Origin of the sequence: Paenibacillus baekrokdamisoli (assembly GCF_003945345.1) — a bacterium.
GTDB classification, from domain to species: Bacteria; Bacillota; Bacilli; order Paenibacillales; family Paenibacillaceae; genus Paenibacillus_Z; species Paenibacillus_Z baekrokdamisoli.
On record NZ_AP019308.1, the window covers coordinates 1,909,034 to 1,930,355 of the forward strand.

General features: G+C 43.6%; 20 protein-coding genes and 1 riboswitch. Of the genes, 6 read left to right on the forward strand and 14 right to left on the reverse strand.

Annotated features, from left to right (window positions below; all coding sequences use genetic code 11):
- Positions 1–102: 102 nt before the first annotated feature.
- Entirely contained in the window at positions 103–435 is a 333-nt protein-coding gene (locus EKN16_RS08370) for a hypothetical protein (RefSeq protein ID WP_125655361.1), read from the reverse strand.
- A gap of 193 nt (positions 436–628) precedes the next feature.
- On the opposite strand from EKN16_RS08370, the gene EKN16_RS08375 reads away from it, so the two are divergent.
- A complete protein-coding gene (locus EKN16_RS08375; RefSeq protein WP_125655363.1) occupies positions 629–874 on the forward strand; it encodes a hypothetical protein in 246 nt (81 codons plus the stop codon).
- Positions 875–935: 61 nt separating this feature from the next.
- On the opposite strand, the gene EKN16_RS08380 is transcribed toward EKN16_RS08375, so the two are convergent.
- Positions 936–1,790: a DGQHR domain-containing protein gene (locus tag EKN16_RS08380; protein WP_232016304.1), complete on the reverse strand. Its 855-nt coding sequence runs from the start codon at positions 1,788–1,790 to the stop codon at positions 936–938.
- Positions 1,791–1,874: 84 nt separating this feature from the next.
- On the opposite strand from EKN16_RS08380, the gene EKN16_RS08385 reads away from it, so the two are divergent.
- Positions 1,875–2,237 carry a helix-turn-helix domain-containing protein gene (locus tag EKN16_RS08385; RefSeq protein ID WP_125655367.1) on the forward strand — a complete coding sequence of 121 codons (363 nt, stop codon included), beginning with the start codon at positions 1,875–1,877 and terminating at the stop codon, positions 2,235–2,237.
- 48 nt (positions 2,238–2,285) lie between these two features.
- Here the strand turns inward: EKN16_RS08385 and EKN16_RS08390 are convergent, their stop codons facing one another.
- Positions 2,286–2,768: a YhjD family protein gene (locus EKN16_RS08390; RefSeq protein WP_125655369.1), complete on the reverse strand. Its 483-nt coding sequence runs from the start codon at positions 2,766–2,768 to the stop codon at positions 2,286–2,288.
- Positions 2,765–4,018, reverse strand: coding sequence for a DNA polymerase IV (locus tag EKN16_RS08395; protein WP_125655371.1), 1,254 nt, complete (start codon positions 4,016–4,018; stop codon positions 2,765–2,767). The genes EKN16_RS08390 and EKN16_RS08395 overlap by 4 nt, the downstream gene beginning before the upstream one ends.
- Before the next feature lie 531 nt (positions 4,019–4,549).
- On the opposite strand from EKN16_RS08395, the gene EKN16_RS08400 reads away from it, so the two are divergent.
- Together EKN16_RS08400 and EKN16_RS08405 are read left to right on the forward strand one after the other, a co-directional pair.
- Positions 4,550–5,008, forward strand: coding sequence for a putative iron-sulfur cluster-binding metallochaperone (locus EKN16_RS08400; RefSeq protein ID WP_125655373.1), 459 nt, complete (start codon positions 4,550–4,552; stop codon positions 5,006–5,008).
- Positions 4,974–5,465 carry an NUDIX domain-containing protein gene (locus tag EKN16_RS08405; RefSeq protein WP_232016306.1) on the forward strand — a complete coding sequence of 164 codons (492 nt, stop codon included), beginning with the start codon at positions 4,974–4,976 and terminating at the stop codon, positions 5,463–5,465. Before EKN16_RS08400 ends, EKN16_RS08405 begins: the two co-directional genes overlap by 35 nt.
- Positions 5,466–5,669: 204 nt before the next feature.
- On the opposite strand, the gene EKN16_RS08410 is transcribed toward EKN16_RS08405, so the two are convergent.
- The 5 genes from EKN16_RS08410 to EKN16_RS08430 form a co-directional block, all read right to left on the reverse strand.
- Entirely contained in the window at positions 5,670–6,503 is an 834-nt protein-coding gene (locus EKN16_RS08410; RefSeq protein WP_125655377.1) for a hypothetical protein, read from the reverse strand.
- A gap of 14 nt (positions 6,504–6,517) precedes the next feature.
- A complete protein-coding gene (locus EKN16_RS08415) occupies positions 6,518–7,003 on the reverse strand; it encodes a zf-HC2 domain-containing protein (RefSeq protein ID WP_125655379.1) in 486 nt (161 codons plus the stop codon).
- Positions 7,000–7,533 carry an RNA polymerase sigma factor gene (locus EKN16_RS08420; protein ID WP_232016307.1) on the reverse strand — a complete coding sequence of 178 codons (534 nt, stop codon included), beginning with the start codon at positions 7,531–7,533 and terminating at the stop codon, positions 7,000–7,002. Before EKN16_RS08420 ends, EKN16_RS08415 begins: the two co-directional genes overlap by 4 nt.
- 96 nt (positions 7,534–7,629) lie before the next feature.
- On the reverse strand, positions 7,630–8,925 hold the full coding sequence (locus EKN16_RS08425) for a bifunctional DedA family/phosphatase PAP2 family protein (protein ID WP_125655381.1): 1,296 nt from the start codon (positions 8,923–8,925) through the stop codon (positions 7,630–7,632).
- A gap of 76 nt (positions 8,926–9,001) precedes the next feature.
- Positions 9,002–12,121 carry an efflux RND transporter permease subunit gene (locus EKN16_RS08430; RefSeq protein ID WP_125655383.1) on the reverse strand — a complete coding sequence of 1,040 codons (3,120 nt, stop codon included), beginning with the start codon at positions 12,119–12,121 and terminating at the stop codon, positions 9,002–9,004.
- Between the two features lie 149 nt (positions 12,122–12,270).
- Between EKN16_RS08430 and mprF the strand changes: the two genes are divergently transcribed.
- Together mprF and EKN16_RS08440 are read left to right on the forward strand one after the other, a co-directional pair.
- Positions 12,271–14,925: a bifunctional lysylphosphatidylglycerol flippase/synthetase MprF gene (gene mprF, locus EKN16_RS08435; RefSeq protein ID WP_125655385.1), complete on the forward strand. Its 2,655-nt coding sequence runs from the start codon at positions 12,271–12,273 to the stop codon at positions 14,923–14,925.
- Between the two features lie 298 nt (positions 14,926–15,223).
- The gene (locus EKN16_RS08440; RefSeq protein ID WP_125655387.1) at positions 15,224–16,393 is read left to right on the forward strand and encodes an MFS transporter; all 1,170 of its coding nucleotides are present in this window, start codon (positions 15,224–15,226) and stop codon (positions 16,391–16,393) included.
- A 68-nt stretch (positions 16,394–16,461) separates the two neighbouring features.
- Here EKN16_RS08440 and EKN16_RS08445 read toward each other — a convergent pair whose 3' ends face one another.
- The 5 genes from EKN16_RS08445 to EKN16_RS08465 all read right to left on the reverse strand — a co-directional run bounded on the left by EKN16_RS08445 (position 16,462) and on the right by EKN16_RS08465 (position 21,264).
- Positions 16,462–17,388, reverse strand: a complete 927-nt coding sequence (locus EKN16_RS08445) for an NAD(P)/FAD-dependent oxidoreductase (RefSeq protein ID WP_232016310.1) — start codon at positions 17,386–17,388, stop codon at positions 16,462–16,464.
- A 318-nt stretch (positions 17,389–17,706) separates the two neighbouring features.
- A complete protein-coding gene (locus tag EKN16_RS08450; RefSeq protein WP_125655391.1) occupies positions 17,707–18,489 on the reverse strand; it encodes a HoxN/HupN/NixA family nickel/cobalt transporter in 783 nt (260 codons plus the stop codon).
- A 206-nt stretch (positions 18,490–18,695) separates the two neighbouring features.
- A riboswitch (cobalamin riboswitch) is annotated at positions 18,696–18,886 on the reverse strand.
- Positions 18,887–19,001: 115 nt separating this feature from the next.
- Positions 19,002–19,409, reverse strand: a complete 408-nt coding sequence (locus EKN16_RS08455) for a hypothetical protein (RefSeq protein WP_125655393.1) — start codon at positions 19,407–19,409, stop codon at positions 19,002–19,004.
- A 221-nt stretch (positions 19,410–19,630) separates the two neighbouring features.
- On the reverse strand, positions 19,631–20,191 hold the full coding sequence (locus EKN16_RS08460; RefSeq protein ID WP_125666022.1) for a sugar O-acetyltransferase: 561 nt from the start codon (positions 20,189–20,191) through the stop codon (positions 19,631–19,633).
- Positions 20,192–20,265: 74 nt separating this feature from the next.
- Positions 20,266–21,264, reverse strand: a complete 999-nt coding sequence (locus tag EKN16_RS08465; RefSeq protein ID WP_125655394.1) for a glycosyltransferase — start codon at positions 21,262–21,264, stop codon at positions 20,266–20,268.
- Positions 21,265–21,322 lie beyond the last annotated feature (58 nt).

The following is a 21,322-nucleotide window of genomic DNA, read 5'->3' on the forward strand; positions in this document are numbered from 1 at the left end:
TTATTCAGCTAAGTTTAAAATTAATGTTGATTTTCAAAAGACAACCACCCACTAAAAAGGCGGTTAATTGAACTCTTGTTACCCGTTAGCGGAACGATGTCTTCATCTTGAATGCTTATTATTTCCGATTAATTTATCAATTGCTAAACCGACTAAATACCAAAAGCCAATAGCCAATAAAGCTGTTACCAACCTGAAATTGTAATTTACGATATCATCATAACCAAGAAAGGATTTAATGAAAAACTCAATATTACTTAAAAGATTGGCTCTTACTTGATTCGTTCCTTCACCAAATCCACGATTGAAACTCTGGTCTATTATTACAGCAGTAATAGTTAAAATGATTTGGATACTTGGCAAAATAAATTTTAATTTCAAAACTTTACGCATATCTCTCCACCAATCCGCTTTAATTATTCCTTTATTAGACATTAAAACAATCACTAAAGTTGCATTATCCTGCCCTTTCGTATTATAAGGTCACCAGATCTTTCTGGTCGACCTCATTTTGTGTGGTCGTAAAATAACGGTAGCCGGGGATCGAACGTTTCTGCCCGTGGGAGTCGGATCCCGAGAGCTATTCCGTTCATCCCCCTAACGGTTCGGATACAGCAGCTTGTGGGACATGTCAACTCTAACCGGTGGTCACTGGAACGGGAATATAGCTGTCCTTTTGCCATTGTTGGCGACAGGACAGCTTTTATTTTTTGTGCTTCTCGCTCATGGTCAGCTAGCCTTCCTAGCGGTCGGCCTCCTTCGTCATCCATACAAAAAAGAGACAGGCCAGCAATATGCCAACTGTCTCATCGACTACAAATTGAACAAGTCCCCGAACCCGCCCTCACCTAACCCATACATCAGCACGTGGTAGTTACATTAAACAACATACAGCCTAGTTACATGCTATCGCGCACTCTTGTTACATTATTGGGCTAATTAAGGGAACGCCTTAATTTACGATGTCCCCTTACTTTGTTTTCGTAAATCTCAATTAAGTAAGCATCGTCTATGCAAACAATATGAGTTAGACGCTGTTCTTTATAATCCATCCATTCTGATTGGAACAATTCTTTAACAGTCGAAAAGAAAAACACGGAAATTTCTAATTTTTCTTCCTTTGTAAAGACACTTAATTTGCGTTCCTTAAATAATAAGTTTAAGGAACGGTATAAATTTTGAAGTGTAATATGTCTACCTTTGTTACGTTTGCCAATAATGCTTCCATTATTATGAAAGGGACTATCATTCCGAACTAATAATTGTGTCGCTACCCAGCTTAATTCATCTGAGCCTCTGCGCAGATACTTACTCAACGAAGGGCCAATCCCTCTAGCCTTCGTGTTTATTGTGTCAAAAAGCTTTATTTCTTCGTCTTCATCCAAACAATGAAAGGAAAGAAAAGGGATACTCAGATCCGAGTTAGTTTCCTGAATAGTTTCCTGAATGTAACGTTGTATGCCACCTAATCGATGCTGCCCATCCATCAAAGAGGCTTTGCCCTTGCATATCAAACGCCCATAAGATGGTCGCTCTTTGTTATAACAGGCAAACTCCCAGTTTGAAGCCGCATTGAGCAAGATCGGTGTAAAAAGTGCATCTTCACCTTTTGATAAATAGATAGCGAAATCCTGGCTTCTCTTTTGATCCACCGGTCTCTGATAGCCTTTTCCTGATGGGTGATCGTATGGCTTTACATAAAATAAGTTCATCATAGTTGTAGCAGATATATTTCCCTGGTAAGCAATCTTGCCTCTTATTTTGCTTAACAAAACATTTTCGATAACCACTTGGTTGGTTAGAATGGTTTTATATGTTATGAGTATATTTAATTGCTCTTAAGACTGGCCTACTCTTTAGAAGAGGTGGTCTTTTTGGCAGAGTTAATGAGACAAATTGGAAAACAAATTCGCATTCTACGGAAAAATCGCGGACTTACCCAAGAACAACTAGGTGAAGGAGTACAGCTTCCGCAGTCATATATTGGTGGTATTGAACGTGGAGAAAAGAATATTTCGATTGAGACATTAGAGAGGATTATTCATGCACTAAAGATTAACCCTGGTGAGGTGCTTGGATCCATACAATCGGCTCAATCAGAGAAAGAAAAGTCATTAGATTCCTTAAAAGTATTACTCCTCAATCGTAGCTTGAATGAAATAGAAATCATAATTAGATTATCGAAGGATGTTTTGGTTGCTTTCGATGCAAAAAAAATTGAGAAAACAAGCTGTTAAAAGTGGTCTGTAGTGGACCACTTTCTAAAATAACATCCCATTGTCCCTTTATTTCGTTTCTTTGGGGTATTCTTTTAGCAGCGTTGCCAACCCCGACGAATACTTTGTCAGTTGCACGCTTATCTCTGATCGCATAACATCACGGGTCATGCCAAAACGTTCCTCATATCCCCTGCAATAATAACGATGATAGACAATCAAATCCGATTGCTCCTCGGTTAAGATTTTGATATTCCGTTTCTTAAGTTCGCGCCGCAGTCTGTACAAGTCCTTCACGATCTGATCCAGAATCTTCTGACCAGCCAGGAAATACAGGCGCTTTAGGATATTGGTTGAGTACTCCACGTCCGTGATACTCTTTTGTACCATCTTTTCCATATGTGGCAGCAAAATATAGTCACGAATCATCGTGCGTTCTTCGGTAGTGATTATCTTGCTTTCCTTGGAAGCATGCTGCTGCTCATACTGCTCTACATGCTCCGTCAGTAGCATTTTGGATTTCCACCGTTCGTTTCCATCAAGCTTGCTCATCTGTAGTGCCCTCCAATTTGTTCGGCTCTTTCCCTCGCTACGCCGGCTTCCAGCAGAGAGGAGGCGCGCATAATGGCGTCGCTCCCGTACCGATTTTTGATTCCGTCAATTACTTGCTCTTTACGATAAGCCAGGGATCGATCTTCAAAAAGGGTGAGTTGAATAACGCTATCGTCCGTCAGTTGAGATAAGCTGATACTTAGGTTACTAAGAGGCAATCCACTCCAATGCTCCTTAAATAGCTTATGAGCAGCAGTAGCCACTTCATGGGTCAGGGAAGTCGGCTGAGGCAGCGTTGTCTGCCGGCTAAACCAAGTTGATCGTTCACCATCCGTTTCTGCGGCGGAGACAGACACAACGGAACCCATATAATTATGTCGTCTCGTACGTTGGCATACCTCAAGCACTAGCTCGAGCAGGACAACTTCAATGTCTTTAAGATGGCGGTAGAGACTCCAGCGGAGCGCCTTGCCATGACTGACTGACTTTAATTGATGTCGTATTCCTGATACAACAGGGCTTGGATCGATGCCCCGTGCCGTCTGCCAGTAATACCCCGCCTGGATATCGCTTTGCTTCCCCATTTCGCGCCTCATCCGCCGCTTAAACTCACCGAATTCCATACGTGCTATATCACCGATGCAAGATAGTCCCATTCGAGTGAAATGGCGGGTCATAGCGGATGCAACCATGAACATGTGATGCACAGGAAGTTTCCACAACGTGGACTCCAACTTTTCAAAGGTGAGTTCAAATACTCCTTCCGGCATCTTTTTTGCATAGTTGTCTGTTGCCATTTTAGCGAGTATTTTCGTTGGGCCAATGCCGACCCTGGACCAGACGCCTGTGGATAGCAGGACGTGGTTTTGAATCGCCTTGGCCATTTCATAAGGAGATCCAAAGGCCTTAATTGAACCCGTAACATCTAGAAACTGCTCGTCGATGCTATAGGGCTCCACGAGATCCGTGTATGATTCGAAGATTTTTGTGATTAATAGCGACACTTGAATATAAGTCTGCATTCTAGGCCGAATGACAATCAGTTCCGGGCATCTGGCAAGTGCCTCTCCGACTCGTGACGCTGTCGTCACGCCGCGAGATTTAGCGATAGGACATGCCGCCAGTATAATACCATTCATCCTTGTTGGGTCTCCCACAGCAACCGGGTTATCGCGATACTCCGGATGAGCCGCCTTCTCCACCGATGCGTAAAAGGACTGTCCGTCGATTAAAAAAATTTGTCTCGACATGGGTAAACCCTCCATTAAAATATTTGAAATACATATTTATTCAGGCATAATATTTTACTTGCTTTACAGCTAAAATGCCGGTCCGCAGAAACAAACAAGAGGGAACAGGAACTTAAACATATTTAACCTTCATATGAAGATGATTTCTGCACCTCGCGCAGCCCCCAACGGAGGTCCGTTTTATTATGTTCAACATGAAGCAGGTTTGGGTTTGTAACTTCTAAATCGCTGAGAGAAGCCCTAGATGTGTCTGACCTTTGTAGCTACCTATTACTGGCATCACATCGAAAAAACACGAAAGTATGTTCGTATATCATTATACACCGAATGTACGTTCGCTATGCAAGGGTTTATAATTCCATTTGTGGTATTTTCTACTTTGGGCTAAGAAGTAGTTGAATCGAGTCAAATATCCTGTATATGTTCACAGAATATAAAGTCTTAGACTAACGATGCGCCATTAAGCTAACAGGAGTCTCGTTGAATAAGAAATAATTCTGATATAAAATCATTCTCAAGGAGTGATAAATCATGAGTGATTGTTGTAAAATAAATGATTCAATGACTGAAAAATCTCAATCCTGTTCGTCTTGTGGTGTAGTTGGTAAAAAGATAAAAATTATTACATTAAAATCAATGTTGAAACCAACGTCCTTGGAGTCGCTTAATGCGAATTTAGACCATTATTTTTGTGCAACTACTGATTGCGAAATCGTTTATTTTGATTTGGAACAGAAATCTTACTCTAAAACAGAGATTAAGGTACCTGTTTTTCAAAAAGATTCTTCACTTGGTACTCCTGTTTGCTATTGTTTCGATTGGACAAAAGAAAAAATTCAAAAATCCATTGAAAATGGACTAACACCTCATCCAGTTGAACAGATTCGAGGAAATATTAAAGCAAATCGATGTGGATGTGAAGTCAATAATCCTCAAGGCAGTTGCTGTTTAGCGAATGTCACAAAGTTTAGTAACCAAATTGGAGGTTAGTATGAATTATTGCGAAGCGATCAGAGAAAAGATTGGGAATGATCCCTTAATCATTGTGCGACCAAGTGTAGCGATTTTGAATCATAATGGTGAAATTTTACTTAGTCGATACATAGGTGGAATTTGGAGTATTCCAGGTGATATCTTGCAGTTGGATCAGTCGGTTGAAGAATGTCTTAAGCGTAACGTGCTGAATGATATTGGACTAAAGATTAAGAAGTTAACCTTATTTGGTGTTTATTCTGGAACGGAATTAATTAATCGAGTACAAGAAAGTGGCGATGAGTACCATACTGTCGCTATTGGTTATTTATGTAATGAATACGAAGGAGAAATAACACCTGATAGCAATCAAGGGATCGAAGCACATTTTTTTAGTATAGATAATTTACCAAAAGAAATTAATCCTTTTATAAAAAACAAGTTAGTTGAATTGAAATGTCAACTTGAAAAATAGAATATTCCTTATAGAATTAGATAGTTGAACAGTATAAATCACACAAGACAAACAGACCTCCTACCCATCTGGGCCTGGAGGTCTGCATATTTTTAAACAGTTTACAAGAATTATTAAGAAAATCCTTTTAAGTGGCGATATTATTTCCTCTCACACTATGGAAGGTTTAAACTCAAACACAGGGGGATACTGATTTTGTCCCTTTTATGAAGTCCTGGAATCATTCTTCTTCCTCTTTTTGAAAATCCACTGCGTGCTAATGCCCAAGGATACCAGTGCGATAAGGTATAAGACAATCCAGCCAATAAAAGGGATATTCACGAAAGCGGCTATGATGGATGCACCGATTAATACTTTCATCCAATCGGAACTTTGTTTTGGTCCACGAAACATTTCTCCAATGCGATAACTCAAAACGGTGACACCCACAGCAAAGGCCACGATCACAGCGAGGAGAATAAGGATTAGAATCGGTATGCCAATAATCGTTACGAGCAATAGTGCGCTTAGCGCCGCAATAATCAAACCACTAAGGAAACCGATGTAAAGCAATCGTCCCATTGATTCACGCTGATAACGATCAGTAAAAGCGGCTATTTTTTGCTTTCCGATGATCCTTATTAGTACAGGTACAAGAATCATAAGCAGGCTTCCAGCGAGCTGCAGCACCCACAAGCCCAGCACGAGTCCGCCTCCAATCAGAAGACTATTTTGTGTGGGGCTATCCAGAGAAATGTTATATACATCGTCACCCAAAGCAGCTCTAGGATCTTGGATAACTTGCCCCCCAACCACGACGATAACGCCTTTTATATTTGCTGTGCTGCCAATATGAAGGCTACCATTAATGACGACAACCACACCAGTCACTTGGCCAAGCACATCAGCATCTCCTCCGACGACATAGACGTCGTCGACTGTTTGCCCTTCGGGCACGGTTGTATTCTGGTGCTCGAAGATACTCTGCGCAGATGCAATGCCAGGGATGAGGAGCATGAAAAGTGTAATACAGCTTAATGTGTAAAAAATCTTTCTCAATACTTTCATCCCTTTCAACTGGCTGTGGTTTGAAGCAGTCGCCTAAGCGAGTAAATAGATGTCACAAGGATAATTAATGAGAGTACAACTGTCAGTGCAGTTAAGACGGGCACACTGAGAATGAAATGCGACGCCACATAGACCATAGCTATCATCAATTTTGAGAATCCATGAACCAGCTTTACTAAAACCGACCCAGTTACGAACCAAAATATGCCGAGTGTCAACGACACCATAAGAAATCCAAATAGCCAACCTTTTCCGACGGTCGCTGGACTTTCTTCTTTTGCGATTGACTGGAGAACCCGAACCTCGAGATCAGCTGGCTCTTGAATCAGATTGAATGTCTGCACAAGGTCACGTTGTAGGACTAAAAGGTCTTCCAGAAGCGCCTGACAGGACTCGCATTTCTCAATATGGTCTTCCATCCGTCGCCTTTCGTCATTATTTAACTCGTCATCGAGATAAGCCGACAATTGATCCTCTGGATGTTTGGTCATCCTTGATCCTCCTTTCTTAATTCTTTGCGCAACGCAATTCGGGCTGCAAATAGCCGTGATTTCACAGTTCCAAGGGGAACTTCAATCATCTCCGCGATTTCTTCATAACGATACCCTTGCACTTCATGCAGCAATAAGACTCCCCGATGATCGATAGTAAGCCTGCTCATGCCTTCCTCGATGGACAACTTTTCCAGAGGATCAGACAAATTTTGATCCGCTATCATCTCACTTGGTTCATCATTCAACCCTTGTTCTTTTGTGCGTTTCTTCAATCGATCCTTGCAAAGGTTAGACACAATTCGAATCATCCACGACGAAAACGCATATTCATTGTCCAAACTAGATAATGAATAATACGCTTTTATGAATGCCTCTTGTGAGACGTCTTCTGCGTCCATTCGATCGCTCAACATACCCACAGCATATCGATATACATGGCCTTTATAACGTTTGACAAGATCAGCAAATGCTTCCCGATCACCACGCTTGGCTCGATGAATGATATGATTTAGTTCCTCGTCCACCACTCGTGCTCTCAACTCCTACCAGAACGGAAGCTTTCTCACCATCATGCCTTAGTGTTAGTACAACACGTAATATAATAAGATGCTAATCCACCTCAATTAGTCTATAATAGCTTCGTTATTTCGAAGCTTCCTTAGGATCTCAAGCAGAATGACATTAAGACTGATCCATACCCCACCGAATACATAGCCTGCTACGACATCGCTTGGAAATTGCACATTGAAATAAATACGGCTGATGCCCACAAGCAGGCACAATAGAATAACAGATAAAATAACCGAAATGCGGATCAAGCTCTCACTATAATGTCGAAGCAATAAAAAGGCAGAGAACCCGCATACAGTTATCGACGTCAGTGTTTCTTCACTCGGAAATGTATTAAATAATTGAACTCCAGCTGCAACCGGCCCAGGACGATGAAAAAGTATACGCAGCCCTTCGTCAAGCAGTTCCCCTCCGAGCACTACCCAGAACAGAAATGAAAGTTCCAGCATCCTGTCACGGCCCTTTAGAACGATCCAGAGAGCTGTTAATGCGATAAGAGGCCCGTAAAGATATATAGATCCGAGCTTAGCGAAGCCTTTCATTGAATCATGCCATTCAGGTCCAAATAACGCGAGGACCAAGTAGGAGACAACCTCGTCGAATTGACTGAAATCCTGTGCTAGAAAATCCTGAATCAACCCTAACATTAGGGAGACGAACAAAACTAATGCTGCAAATGAAGTCAGCACCAGGAACCTGACTTTGCCGAGTGAGTTAAAATGGTGTACCCCTCTGATTAGTAGGGCCATAAGCGAAGCAAGAACGCGTCGTTTGTACTTCCGGTAGAGATAGATCACAAGGGTCAACAAAGCTGAGGCAATCCCGAATAGGATCATATAGTGGTTCACGGTTTTGTGATAGACTTCCCACTTCGGACCCAGCACCCTGCCGAGTGAGAGGAACAAACTGACCCAAAAAATCGCACCGGAATACGCATAGATCGCATATCTCCGGAATGGCATACGGGTTACGCCGCAGAAGTACCCCGTTATATGCCTCACACCGGGTATGAAATAAACGATGAACAACAGTTTGTCACCATATTTCTCAAACCATATCGTTGTTCTTGCCAGTTGTTCTTCGCCCAGATGGATACGATGCCCATATTTGCTGATGAACGGCTTACCCAGCCTGTAACCGATCCAGTAAGACAGCGTAACGCCGGCTGTGACGCCGGCACTCGCTGATAGGATACTGAGCAGCCAATTCAATTTTCCTTCATAAACGAATAAGCCGGTATAACTCATCATCATCTCACCTGGAAGAGGTAAGGCGAGCATTTCAAGTAGTAAGGAAATAAAAATCAGTCCGTATCCATAATGTTCAAGCCATGTTGTCAAAATACTCATAGAATCCCTCCTCTTCCTTTAGTTTGAACGTAAAAGTTCCAAAATAATCCGCAGAACTTGATCGTAGATCGCAGGTTTAAACCTGTTTACCGTTAATCGATAGATCGGCGTTCCGTACCTCTTTACCTTGCATCCATTCATAGATAATCGGAATCACAACAAAGCTGTTGAGTGTGGATGTGATCATACCGCCAATCACCACGATACCAAGCACCTGTGAAATGACGGTATCGGTACTATGGGATAACGCAAGCGGAATCAGGGTAAGTACCGTCGTACCTGCGGTCATGAAAATGGGCCGAACTCTTGAAAGGCTACCCTGTACCACGGCTTCCCGAAGGCCTAATCCCTCTTTACGATTACGTTCAATTTTATCAATCAAGACGATCCCATTTGTAACCACGATACCAGTAAGCATCAATACCCCAATGAATGCGGCGAGATTCCATTGGCCATGGATCGCATACAAAGCGAGCACAACGCCGGATAAGGCGAGGGGAATGCTGATCAATACGGCAAATGGCGCTTTCCACCCTTTGAATACGAAGCTCGTAATGAGCAAGACGAGCAATATGGATACGATGATAGCAATAGATATCTCAATAATCATCTGCGTAACTTGCTGGGTAATACCACCTAGCGAATACGTCACTCCGCTTGGAAGTTGTATGTCTTTCAGGGACTGATCTACAGCGTTCGATACCTTACTTAAATCACTGGAGATGATTTGAACAGATACGACAGAGAATGGCTGACCGTCACGCTCTTGAATGGAAGAAACGGCATCACTTTTATGAATCGATGCGAATTGATCCAGACGATAGGACTGGCCGTTGCTACCTTTGATTGTTTCGGCTGCAAGCGAGGCCAGCACTTGTTCCGGTGCATAAACAGGCAACGACTTATCGGTTACTACACCTGTTTTGACAGAATCGATATACACATCGACGGGAATAATACCCGTTCCTGTGGATGTTGAAATATCAAAGTCTTTTCCTTTTGCCATGTAACGGGTTAACAATTTATTGATATCGTCCGGCTTGATCCCAGCCTTTGTGACTTTTTCCTTGTCAATGGTTAAGGCATACTTAGGAATTCCGTTCGTCAGATCTGTTTTTCCTGCCACGCTCAGACCTTGAATATCGGCCAGTTTCGTACGTACAAGCTGGGCAGCGTTGTCCAATGTTTTTTCATCCGCGCCGGTTAGCATGATTTTAATCGTTGAATCATCGCCTGCGATGTTCTGATTGGTTACCGTAATAGCAGCGCGTTTTGAAAGATTTTCTAAGTCGGACTGCAAAGCCGGTATGAACGAATTGACTTCTTTTTTATTTTTTAATTGGATGGAAAGATTGGCCACATTGGGCTGCTGAATGAAACCTCCACCCTGGTCGAATACATCGTCTGCCTGCGGCGTAAAGGAAGATCCGAAGGTAGCTGAATAAGAAGCGATTTTTGTGTTGTTCTGCAGAACGTCTTCTACATTCTTTACTTCCTTGTCCACTTCTGACAGTGGCGTCCCTTTCGGAAGTTCCACTTTTATAGCTACCTGACCGCTCGCCGTGCTAGGCAGCAGGCTAAATGGAAGTTGTGATGCGAACAGCGCAGCGGCAACAAATAGGATGAGTGAGATACTGATCACCGTTTTTTTGTGCGTCAATGCTGACTGAAGAAGAGGCTTCATTAAAGGCTCGAGCGTTACCGCTTTAGCATTAGGTTCTCTAAAGCCCATAAATGCAAATGCTGGAATCACTAGCATCGCGACGAAGAACGAGACCAAAAGTGCGATTACAACCGACCAGGCAAAGCCGGCATACGACGCGCCGATGATGCCGCCAACTAAAGCAATCGGAACATAGACGGCAACTGTGGTCGCTGTGGAAGCAAAAATGGCCGGCAGCATCTCTACAACTGCAGAAGCCAACACATTCAAGATAGGCTTGCCCTTGTTTTCCTGAACCCGTCGATACATGTTATCCAAGATGACAATCGCATCGTCAACAATACGTCCCATGGCCACGATTAATCCGGAAACGGTCAATATGTTTAGCGTAACGCCCATTGATTTTAGAATAGTTGTAGTAGCCAATAGGGAAATGGGAAGCGTTATGGCGATCAAGAGTGTAGACCGCACATTCCTGAAAAAGAACAGAACGCAGAGCATGGAGAACACACAGCCCAGTAAACCTTCGCGAACAAGCCCCTTCAGGGAACCGTTCAGATCATGCGCACGGTCTGTTAGAAGAGTCATCGATACGTCACCGCTTTTAACAGAAGCAATGCCAGAAACACGTTCCTTTACATGCTTTGCAACATCCGTAATGGTTGCTGTAGGTGTCTTGATGACATTAATCATAACACTTGCTTTGCCATTGGTTCTTGAGACAGTTTTCACATCGGTCAGTGATTGAGAAACCGATGCAACGGCCGATAAGGGTACGCTGTTACCATCTTTGTTCTTGATAATCAGGTTGTTCAATTGTTGCTCGGTGAGGTCCCAGCCTTCTACTTTGATGGGAAAAGAGGCTTTAACATTCGCAATGTTTCCCTGCAGGCTGGGCACATCCGCCGTGATGGATTTATTAAAATCATCCAGCGTCAGGCTGTTAGCCACTAGATCTTTCATTCGAAGGGCAACGACGTACCCCCTGTTAGCTCCACCAACGGTTTGGACATCAGCCACACCGGGAACGGATTTCAACTGCTTGATGATGTCTGTTTGCAAGGTCGATCGAAGGGTTAGATCATCCACTTGATTACTTTTTGTAGTCAGACTGTAACTAAGGATGGGAAACGTGCTCGATGTTAATCTTGTTACGACAGGCTTGTTAACCCCATCCGGTAATGCCGCATCGTTCAACGCTTGTTTAATTGTGTTCTCGGCAATTCCCATATCATAATCCATGGGGTAGTAGAGATTCATCAGGACCCCGCCATCGTACGAGGTCGTCTCCAGATTGGTTATCCCGTTGGTCTTACGGATTGCATCCTCCAGGGGCGTTGTAATGTCGCGTTTAATTTGGTCCGCTTGATAGGACGAAGCGCGCAGTGACACCATTAAAGTGGTGTTATTGATGCCAGGAAGGTAGTCCCTCTGCATTTGGAGGGCCGAAACCGCTCCCCACGCTAATATGAGTACGACACAAACTAAAATAATCGTCGCTCGTTGCATGACTGATTCAATCATTCGTTTCATTATGAAGTCTCCTCTCGAGTGTATAAAGGAAAAGACTTCATTATGGGCACGATTGTTCATCGTAAATAAAATTTTACGAGAACAATAAATATCATGGGTATACTTAGAATGAGAATGTAGATTTATAATAATCCATGAGGGGAATACCGATGAGAAGTTTCCGAGCAGTTCTTCGCCGACTAAAGATTGTAAAGCTATTCTCAGTTCTTTACCGCTTTAAGCTGCTGCAAATACTTATCCCAGCAGCAGTGATCGTGTTTATTTACTGGGAGGGTAAGAACGAGTTCCAAAGGATTGATTGGGTGGGAACCCTTCACATCCTTCACCATATGAGACCAACGACCGTGCTCTTTCTGTTTGGAGTTTCACTGATCGCAGTAGCTGCAATTAGTGCATACGATTTTGTTCTTCGACGTCATTTCCGAATTCCCATCACCCTTTGGGATACCTTCCTTTTTTCATGGATTGCAAACACCTCTAATAGTGTAATTGGTTTCTCCGGTATTGCCGGAGCTGCTTTGCGGACTTTCCTGTACCGAAAACGGAAGATCCCTATGCAGACGATTACTGCTTCGATCGCTTTCCTCTCCACCATTACGATAACCGGCCTTTCTTTACTCTCATGGGCTGGTATTTTCGGTATTTTTCCCATACAGACTGTTATAAGAATGCATCCTTGGACCCTTTATGCCGTGTGGGCAACCGCTCTGTATTTACCAGGTTACGTTTTACTGCAGCGTACGTCGTTTTACGCAAAGTGGTTGAATCGAAATCTACCCCGGATGAATGCAGCTACAATTGCGGCTTCTGTTGGCGCTTCCTTCTTGGAGTGGGTCTTTGCAGGAATCTCCTTCTGGTTAATTGGCTCCTGTCTTCTTCCCGGTCTTTCACTTACACAGGCGCTTGGCATCTATACAGTCTCTGCGATTACAGGTCTGCTCAGTATGGCTCCGGGCGGCATTGGCGGCTTCGACCTAACCGCTCTACTTGGACTGCAACAGCTTGGCTACCAACCTGACAAGACGGCTGCTGTCCTCGTCCTCTTCCGGATGTTGTACTACCTTTTTCCCTGGATTATTGGTCTTGCTCTAGCCGCATATGATTTTGCAAGGGATCGTGAAAGAGAGAATGAGCGAAATTACGAGGGTTTCGAGAGCGTATTGAACAGTTGGCAAAGAGTATGGCACTTTCCTAACCAGTTCGGGTTGGTCGGAGAACTCGGAGCTTGGTCTCTTGGTAAACTTGTATTTGCAAGTGGATTCGTTCTACTTCTCTCTGCTGCTACGCCCGGTCTGCTGTATAGGCTTCAATTTACAGGGGAGCTGTTGTCCGCTCCACTTATGAGGTTGTCCCATCAATTAAGCGTCATTATTGGCCTCATGCTGATCGTACTTTCTTGGGGTATCTCGCATCGGGTAAAACGTGCTTACCAACTGACGCTTTTCCTTCTGTGCGCCGGTGCTCTATTTACATTCGCAAAGGCTTTTGATTTTGAAGAAGCCATTTTCCTGCTCATCGTGGCACTGCTACTTTGGATATCACGAAACCGGTTTTTCAGGGTCGCTGCACCTTTCAGCAAGGAAAAGGCAGCTATATGGGGGCTCGTAACGCTTTTGGCAGCCTATGTCTACGATTTGATTGCTTCGGATATTCATCCTGCTTTCCTAAAGCATTGGCCTCCGAATGCACAGGTGTCGTGGCTCATTAATCCAGCACAACATGCAGCGGCGGCTATCGCCGGTCTTGTAATCGCTTGGTTATTGATTTCACTTATTCTGATTCTCAGGCCAAACCGTTTGTCCAACAAAGGAGCATCCGAAGCAGAACGGAATAAATTACATTTGTTTCTGGAGCACGAACGAGGTAACTTACTGACCCATATGTTATTTGCCGGCGACAAAAGCTTTTTCTGGGCGTGCAATGACCGGGTATTGCTTCCTTATTCCATTGTCAGAAATAAACTCGTCGTCCTTGGCGATCCCATTGGGAAAACGGAATTAATTAGTGAAGCAATCCAGGAATGTCAGCGATTTGCGGATCTATACGATTTATCGGTTGTGTTTTATCAAGTTTCCCCGCATTACCTTCCGATCTATCATGAAAATGGATACCGTTTTTTTAAATTGGGTGAAGAGGCGCTGGTTTCATTGGAGTCCTTTACACTTAGCGGAAAACGAATCACAAACTTACGAAGTGTGAGAAACAGGTTTGACCGTGAAGGGTTCCGCTTTGAAGTGGTGCAGCCTCCCCATGACAATCATTTATTGGAAAGGCTTCGCCATATTTCGCAAAAGTGGCTGAATGGCAAAAAAGAAAAGAGCTTTTCACTCGGTTGGTTCGAGGAGTCCTACTTGCAGTTGTCCCCTGTCGCATTACTAATAGATCCGGATGATGCGATCATAGCATTTGCCTCATTGGCTCCTAGCTATGACAATGATATTAGTATATCCGTCGATCTCATGTGCCATCTTCCAGAAACGCCAAACGGAACGATGGACCAATTATTCGTCTGTCTGTTAGAGTGGGCAAAAGCAGAAGGGTATCAATACTTTAATTTGGGCATGGCTCCACTCTCTAGCGTAGGTCAAACTCAGGCAGCGATCCGAGAAGAGAAACTTGCCCATATTGTCTTTAAACATGGTGGTTATTGGTATGGATTTAAGGGTCTTCGGAAATACAAAGAAAAATTCTTCCCAGTTTGGGAGCCTCGTTATCTTGCTTATCCAACTTCGGTTTCGCTGCCGATTATTTTGTTGGAGTTAGTTAGGCTAATTTCGCGCCGACCCAAAAAAGGTGTTGATTAACGCCTTTCCTTTGCAAACCATTATCATTCTCCACGATGAACAGAATAACGGCAAATTGCCAAGGATTTGTCTCTATTGTTTCGGCGAACGCGTGACTTGAGTAGGTCTAGCATATCTCACAAGATTAGCTTGCATGATATTATAGACTGCGAGTAGCCGATCTTGAATATTCGCCTATCCTTGGTGAAGGAATCCCCCTTCCATTTATAGAACTACTCTAGTAGCTATTAATGGGGGGGTCTTCCCCTGTTGTAGTTCGGATAAGCATCCAAGAATACGACAATAAAGGAAGGTTTCCATGCCAGTCAATCTCGCCTACTTTCTGTTTTTTTACGTTTTCATTTATATGAGCAATGCGGTTTACGGCACCTTTATCCCCCTTTACTTTCAACACGTGGGGTTCACTCCGTCACAAATTGGAACCTTGCTTGGCCTCGGGCCGCTCATTGCTATCCTGGCTCAGCCTGTCTGGGGAACGTTGGGCGATCGCGCCAAGACTAAGAACAGTATCCTTCTGCTGTTAATCGCTGGGAGCGGAGTATCCGTACTGCTCTATCCGCTATCTGATCAGTTTCTTTATCTGCTCGCCATCATTTGTATCTTCACGTTTTTTCAAACTTCTATTTTTGCGATAAGCGATGCGGTTACTTTGGAGGCTCTGGATAAGCGCGGTGGAGGAAATTATAGTCTCATTCGCATGGGTGGAACGATCGGATTTGCGATTATGTCGATTATTTTCGGGCTTCTCGCACAGAAACGGATCGACCTTCTTTTTGGCGTTTATGCTATTATTCTGGCCGTTTGCTTTATGCTTGTCCTGCGTTTTCCCATTATTGAAGGCCATCAATCGAAGAATCGCAAGATACACATCTGGGTACTGTTTAAGAATCGGAAGCTGATGCTTTATTTGGCAGCTAATTTCGTACTCCAGATTACATTAGGCTTTTATTATGCCTTTTTTCCGCTGTACTTTAAGGAATTGGGCGGTGATAGCAGCTGGCTTGGGTGGTCGATGCTTATCTCCTCTCTCAGCGAAGTCCCTTTCCTTCTGCTGTCGAACAGAATCTTCAAACGGATCAAGATTCCGCACATTTTGCTTGGAGCCGGTGCAGCTGCCGCCTTGCGTTGGTATCTGTTCTCCGCTATTCATGATCCACTTTGGGTTCTTCCTGTTCAAGCTTTGCATGGTTTGATCTTTATCGTACTATCCGTGACCATGGCTACTGTTATCAATAGGGAAGTGCCTGCCGAATTAAAAGCAAGCGGTCAAACGTTTAACGGACTGTTAAGCTTAGGAATTGCCCGTATTATTGGAAGCTTAGTCGGAGGCATAGCTAGCGAAGCCTTCGGTATGCGCAGCGTGTTCCTTTATAATTCTATCGTAGCCCTTGTTTGTATCCTTGTCTTCTCCGTTATTTTCTGGCTGCAAGGCAGAAGTAGCAAGGCAAATTTGAACCTAAGTCAGTAGAAACGACCGCCTTCCATAGGCGGTCGTTTATTAAATTTCACATCCAGCCTGCATCCATGTGTACCGAATTAATGAGTTGGGGCAAGGAATCGCTGACAGTCAATTGCAGACATACAGCCTGAACTAATAGCGTTCACAATTTGACGGTATCTCCGATCTTGGACATCACCGCAGGCAAATACACCGGGAATCTCCGTTTCTGTTGTTCCTGGCTTCACGATCACATAGCCTTGGTCATCAAGGGGTAATTGCCCCTTCAGAAATTCCGTATTCGGTTTATTGCCAATCGCAACGAAAATGTAATCACCAAGAATGATTTCTTCCTCTTGGGTATCATTATGAATAACCTTTAATCCGGTTACCCCCTTCTCTCCAGTCATGGCTTCAACTGGTGTGCGATTCATCAGCCACTTCACCTTTTCCATCCCTCGAACCTTCTCCTGCAAAGATATCGATGCACGATTATGATCGCTTCGATTCACCATGACAATTTCAGACGCATAATGCGCCAAATAAAGGGCTTCCTCCATCGCAGAGTCTCCTCCACCGACAATGATTACCTTCTTATTCGTAGTGAAAAAACCGCTGCAGGTTGCACATGTATTGACTCCCAGTCCCAATTGATCCTTTTCTCCGGGGATATCCAAGAGTTTGGGCGTGGCGCCTGAAGCGATAACTAATGTCTCCGTTACAAGTTCTCCCTGACCTTCTAACAACAGGCTAAAAGGTCTTTTCGATAGATCCAGCTTCATAACCTCACCCATTCTTACCACAGCTCCATATTGCTCTGCTTGCCTGAACATATTGTCTAATAAAGCAGGACCATTCGTACCGTAGGTAAAGCCAGGGAAGTATTCGATGTCCTCTGTGGTGGTTAGATGATGACTGGGTTTCAATCCTTTGATCACCAGTGGCTTCAGCCCCGCTCTAGCCAAATAGATGGCAGCTGTAAATCCAGCAAATCCTGCACCAATTACTATGCTTTTATATTCCATAATATCCTCCATTATTGTTTTTTGAACAAATGCATGGTCATTCCCAATTTCAAGATTCCTGTACGAAACAGCAGTCCTTTCTATTTTTACCATCTTTCCGGCTCATTAAAACGTCCGAAACCGTCGTGTTACTTGGATCAAGAAGAAAAGCTAGTCTCTCCTGCACCATGTTGTCTCGAAAACCACTTTCCACGTAGACATCGTGTTAACGAATAACAACAGAAAAAATCCCGAACTGCCTTATTAAGACAGCTCGGGAATTTGTGATAGGAATTGATATTTGGTTAAGAATTCAATTAAGAATTCTATTAAGAATCGTTAGGCTGTTTTCATTCTCCCTCTCAGACTAACTACCCCGAAGCAGAGCACGAGGAAGAGGAAGCTAACGAGACCGACAATCTCGAAATCGACATCAACTATGGGGAAGAAGAAGGTGAATGCCAAATAGAAAGAAACACCATAGGCTAAGGTTACAATTAACCAGCCGATCATTCGCGAAGCGCTTTGCCCGATTTTACTCGTTTGGCTGATCATCCGATAGGCGATTAGAGAATCGAGGGTATCGGTCAGCATCATGCCTACCATGAATACAAGCCCTAGAATAATAGGCATATAGCTATTGGAATTCACAGCTGAGATCGCCCATACTGACGTCTGGCTAACGGTATCTGCCGCTAGAGCGAACAATCCGCCAAGCAAAATAATGACAAAGGGATTAGAGGTTTCACGCAGAATCTTAGGAATCAACTTTCCTTTGATTCCTTTCAACTCAAAATCATGTTTATGTTTCTTAGCACGAAGCAGGTTGGATATATTCAGTGTGCCAATGAGGAATAAGGACAGAATCGCCACCCAGGTTGCGAAAGTATCGAAGAAAGCCGGAAATGTGAAGCTTTTGAAAAATAAACCGAGTATGATCGCAATACTAGCAACGACGGCCCCATGACCGAACGAAAACAATGTCCCCACCCAACGGGCGATCGGGCTTCCGATCCGCCAATTATACCGAATCTGTCCATCGATAAAAGCGAGATGATCGGCATCCAATCCATGTCGTACGCCTAATAAGAAAACAAGAAAAATTAATGATGCAGTTTCCATGCCTTACGTTCCTCCTAATCGTTATCTTCTTCTGAAAAAAGAAGAAACTGCTGACGCCGTCCTCTGGCAGCAAAACAAGTTTCTTCCACAAAAAAACCTCAATCCTAAAAACCGGATTGAGGTTCGTACGTACGTCTAAATAGACGACAAATCGATTAGAGTTGTCGTATCCTTATTCGTACACCGCTCCTTTCCGCGAAGGACTTTTTGGTGCCATAAATTAGGTAGGTCTCCTGGCTCTCGGATCTGTATATTCCTCCGTCTTCCCCGATTCATTCTCGAGTGACATCATTTGGAAGAATACTCCCCAATTACAGTGGCGGGACCGCTCGGGATTTGCACCCGATTCCCTGTTACCCCTTGCTCTCACAAGGGCACCTAATTTATATCATCTTATGTGATTATCTAGTTAAATATAGCATATAGAAGTTCCTAGAGATACCCTTTTTTCAAGCAAAAAAGCCCGCCTCAAGCTTTCTCTGTCTCATGAAAAGGCTGGTTGTTTCATAAAGCTACCCTATTGCTTTCGAGATCCTTTTCAGTAAGGTGCATACCACAAAATACAAGACTGCATTAATGACTACGGAGTAGAGGAATAACACCCGCTCATCATCAATAAGGGCTTCTCCACGGACATCTTTCCAAATAAAATACAGGAACACGAGTCCAGCTCCAGAGACAGCGTGAACAACTAGTTTCAACAAAAGCCCTAGCCAGCTATCGTTTTTAATTGCATATTGAATGCTTAGAGATACCGGTATACCGATAAATGTTGTCCCAATGGAACAAACAATGACTACGAAACAAAAGACAGTCAAGTCTCCCTCAAGAAAGAGAGCCGTAATCAATACCGCACTAACAAAAGCAGACAAATAAACGGAGATGATCGCGATCCACAAATTACGGTATGAGAAATTCATTGTTTTCTCCTCCTGCGCCATAACGTCCAGGGTTACCTTCTTTTAGCCTATAGAGGGTTCCCTAGCTAAATTGTAGCCCTTCTGTAATCGCTCCAACAGTTCCATCTTTTATAGAACTGCATCTGTGCATAGGAAAAAGAGCCTCGATTTCTCTCGGCCCTCACCGTATATGAATGATCCTGTTTTGTCCCCGATTGCTCTTCATGCAGCGCAGCAAAACACTACAGCTCGATATTTTTAATCACTTTAGCAGGATTGCCACCAACAACCACCTGACTGGGAACATCCTTCGTAACTACTGCTCCAGAAGCTATGACCACATTATCGCCAATGGTCACACCAGGGTTAATAATTGCCCTCCCGCCAATCCAAACGTTATTGCCTATTGTCACAGGTTTACCGTACTCTGCTCCAGAAGTTCGTTCAATCGGATGCAAAGGATGGGTTGCGGTATAGATATGTACACCCGGTGCTATGAAACAATGATCCCCAATTCGGACCTCGCAAACGTCTAAAATAACACAATCAAAATTGGCATAAAAACCATCACCGACATGGATATTGTAGCCATAATCGCAGCGGAAGGTCTGTTCAACATAGATATTCTCACCCACTGACCCCAGAAGCTCTTGGAGAAGCTCCGTACGTCTGGCATATTCCGTTTCCGTTGTTTGATTGAATAACCGAGTCAGTCTTCTAGCCTGCTCGCGCTCTTCAACTAACTGCGAATCTGAGGCCATATACAGTTCTCCAGCTATCATTTTCTCTTTTTCGCTTTTAATTTGCACGCACAGTCTCCCTTCCTTTCACAGCTCATTCTTCTCAGCCAAGAGAACAGAATTTGAGTGAAACTCCATCATTTCAGCCAATTCTCAAAGAAGCTTTCATACCCTTTTTTCATAATCGTGTTCGAGAATGTACTGAAGGCATATGCCCGATTATCCTGAGATGCCTGCACCGGAGAAGCTACAGCCATATTGAGCAGCTCATTCCAATTCCTCTCATTCCCCGCAAAAGTATGTGTGGAGCTGATGTGAGCATAACAAGGGTGCTCGGGGCGACAAATGATTTTCCCCATGGCCATGGCTTCCGATAACGGCATTGAGAACGTATCAAATACACTGCTAGACCAATATACCTTTGCAGAGTTCATGAGTGTGAATACCTCTTCACGGGTCAAAGCGAAGTGCAGCTTAACATTGTTAGGAATCTGATATTTCTTCATACTCTCTATATATCGGACGCCTCCGAAGACCATAACGACCTCTTTATCCGGATTATTCCGAGCATATTCAATTGGTATGTCAGGTCTTCTATTGGGCTCATCGCGGCCAATCCACAGAATTCGATTCTGAATGATTGCAGATGGGTCATAATATCGGTTTGCCAGTTCCTCCTCGAAACCAATCGGAATCACATCCACATCTGTCACTCCAAAATCATCCTTGAAGCTTTGTTTCAAGAAATCGGTATGTACGACTGCTTTATCCACGATCTGATAGAATGGGCGCATCATTTCATGGCCAGTTAAGCTCGGATTGGGGTAAGAATGTGGGAAAAGCACGCATTTGTCGAAGAATAGTTTGAGAAATGAAAAGCCTGATACGGTATAAATGACATGATCAATCTTTTCCTTCATCATACGGTCCACAACGATATCATAATTGCACAAATCGCCTTTCTCATATTCAAAACCAACTGCTTGGTCATAATCACTTACATTACGTTCCGGAGCAATAAACACGATATCGATTCCAAGCTCCTGACCAATGGCCTTCAATCGTTCTGCATATACTCTAGGCCCTTGGGCTTCTGTAAACTGAATCTTCCTCATTACTAGGCCAACCTTTTGCATTCCTTTATTCTCTCCATCTATGGTGTATTTTATCGTCGTCGTATTAGGCTGACGAGCT

Excerpts from the sequence above, each read along its gene's own strand:
- EKN16_RS08370 (WP_125655361.1), bottom strand. The coding sequence starts at position 435 with ATGTCTAATAAAGGAATAATTAAAGCGGATTGGTGGAGAGATATGCGT.
- EKN16_RS08375 (WP_125655363.1), top strand. The coding sequence starts at position 629 with ATGTCAACTCTAACCGGTGGTCACTGGAACGGGAATATAGCTGTCCTT.
- EKN16_RS08390 (WP_125655369.1), bottom strand. The coding sequence starts at position 2,768 with ATGAGCAAGCTTGATGGAAACGAACGGTGGAAATCCAAAATGCTACTG.
- EKN16_RS08395 (WP_125655371.1), bottom strand. The coding sequence starts at position 4,018 with ATGTCGAGACAAATTTTTTTAATCGACGGACAGTCCTTTTACGCATCG.
- EKN16_RS08400 (WP_125655373.1), top strand. The coding sequence starts at position 4,550 with ATGAGTGATTGTTGTAAAATAAATGATTCAATGACTGAAAAATCTCAA.
- EKN16_RS08405 (WP_232016306.1), top strand. The coding sequence starts at position 4,974 with ATGTCACAAAGTTTAGTAACCAAATTGGAGGTTAGTATGAATTATTGC.
- EKN16_RS08415 (WP_125655379.1), bottom strand. The coding sequence starts at position 7,003 with ATGACCAAACATCCAGAGGATCAATTGTCGGCTTATCTCGATGACGAG.
- EKN16_RS08425 (WP_125655381.1), bottom strand. The coding sequence starts at position 8,925 with ATGAGTATTTTGACAACATGGCTTGAACATTATGGATACGGACTGATT.
- EKN16_RS08430 (WP_125655383.1), bottom strand. The coding sequence starts at position 12,121 with ATGAAACGAATGATTGAATCAGTCATGCAACGAGCGACGATTATTTTA.
- mprF (WP_125655385.1), top strand. The coding sequence starts at position 12,271 with ATGAGAAGTTTCCGAGCAGTTCTTCGCCGACTAAAGATTGTAAAGCTA.
- EKN16_RS08440 (WP_125655387.1), top strand. The coding sequence starts at position 15,224 with ATGCCAGTCAATCTCGCCTACTTTCTGTTTTTTTACGTTTTCATTTAT.
- EKN16_RS08445 (WP_232016310.1), bottom strand. The coding sequence starts at position 17,388 with ATGGAATATAAAAGCATAGTAATTGGTGCAGGATTTGCTGGATTTACA.
- EKN16_RS08450 (WP_125655391.1), bottom strand. The coding sequence starts at position 18,489 with ATGGAAACTGCATCATTAATTTTTCTTGTTTTCTTATTAGGCGTACGA.
- EKN16_RS08455 (WP_125655393.1), bottom strand. The coding sequence starts at position 19,409 with ATGAATTTCTCATACCGTAATTTGTGGATCGCGATCATCTCCGTTTAT.
- EKN16_RS08465 (WP_125655394.1), bottom strand. The coding sequence starts at position 21,264 with ATGCAAAAGGTTGGCCTAGTAATGAGGAAGATTCAGTTTACAGAAGCC.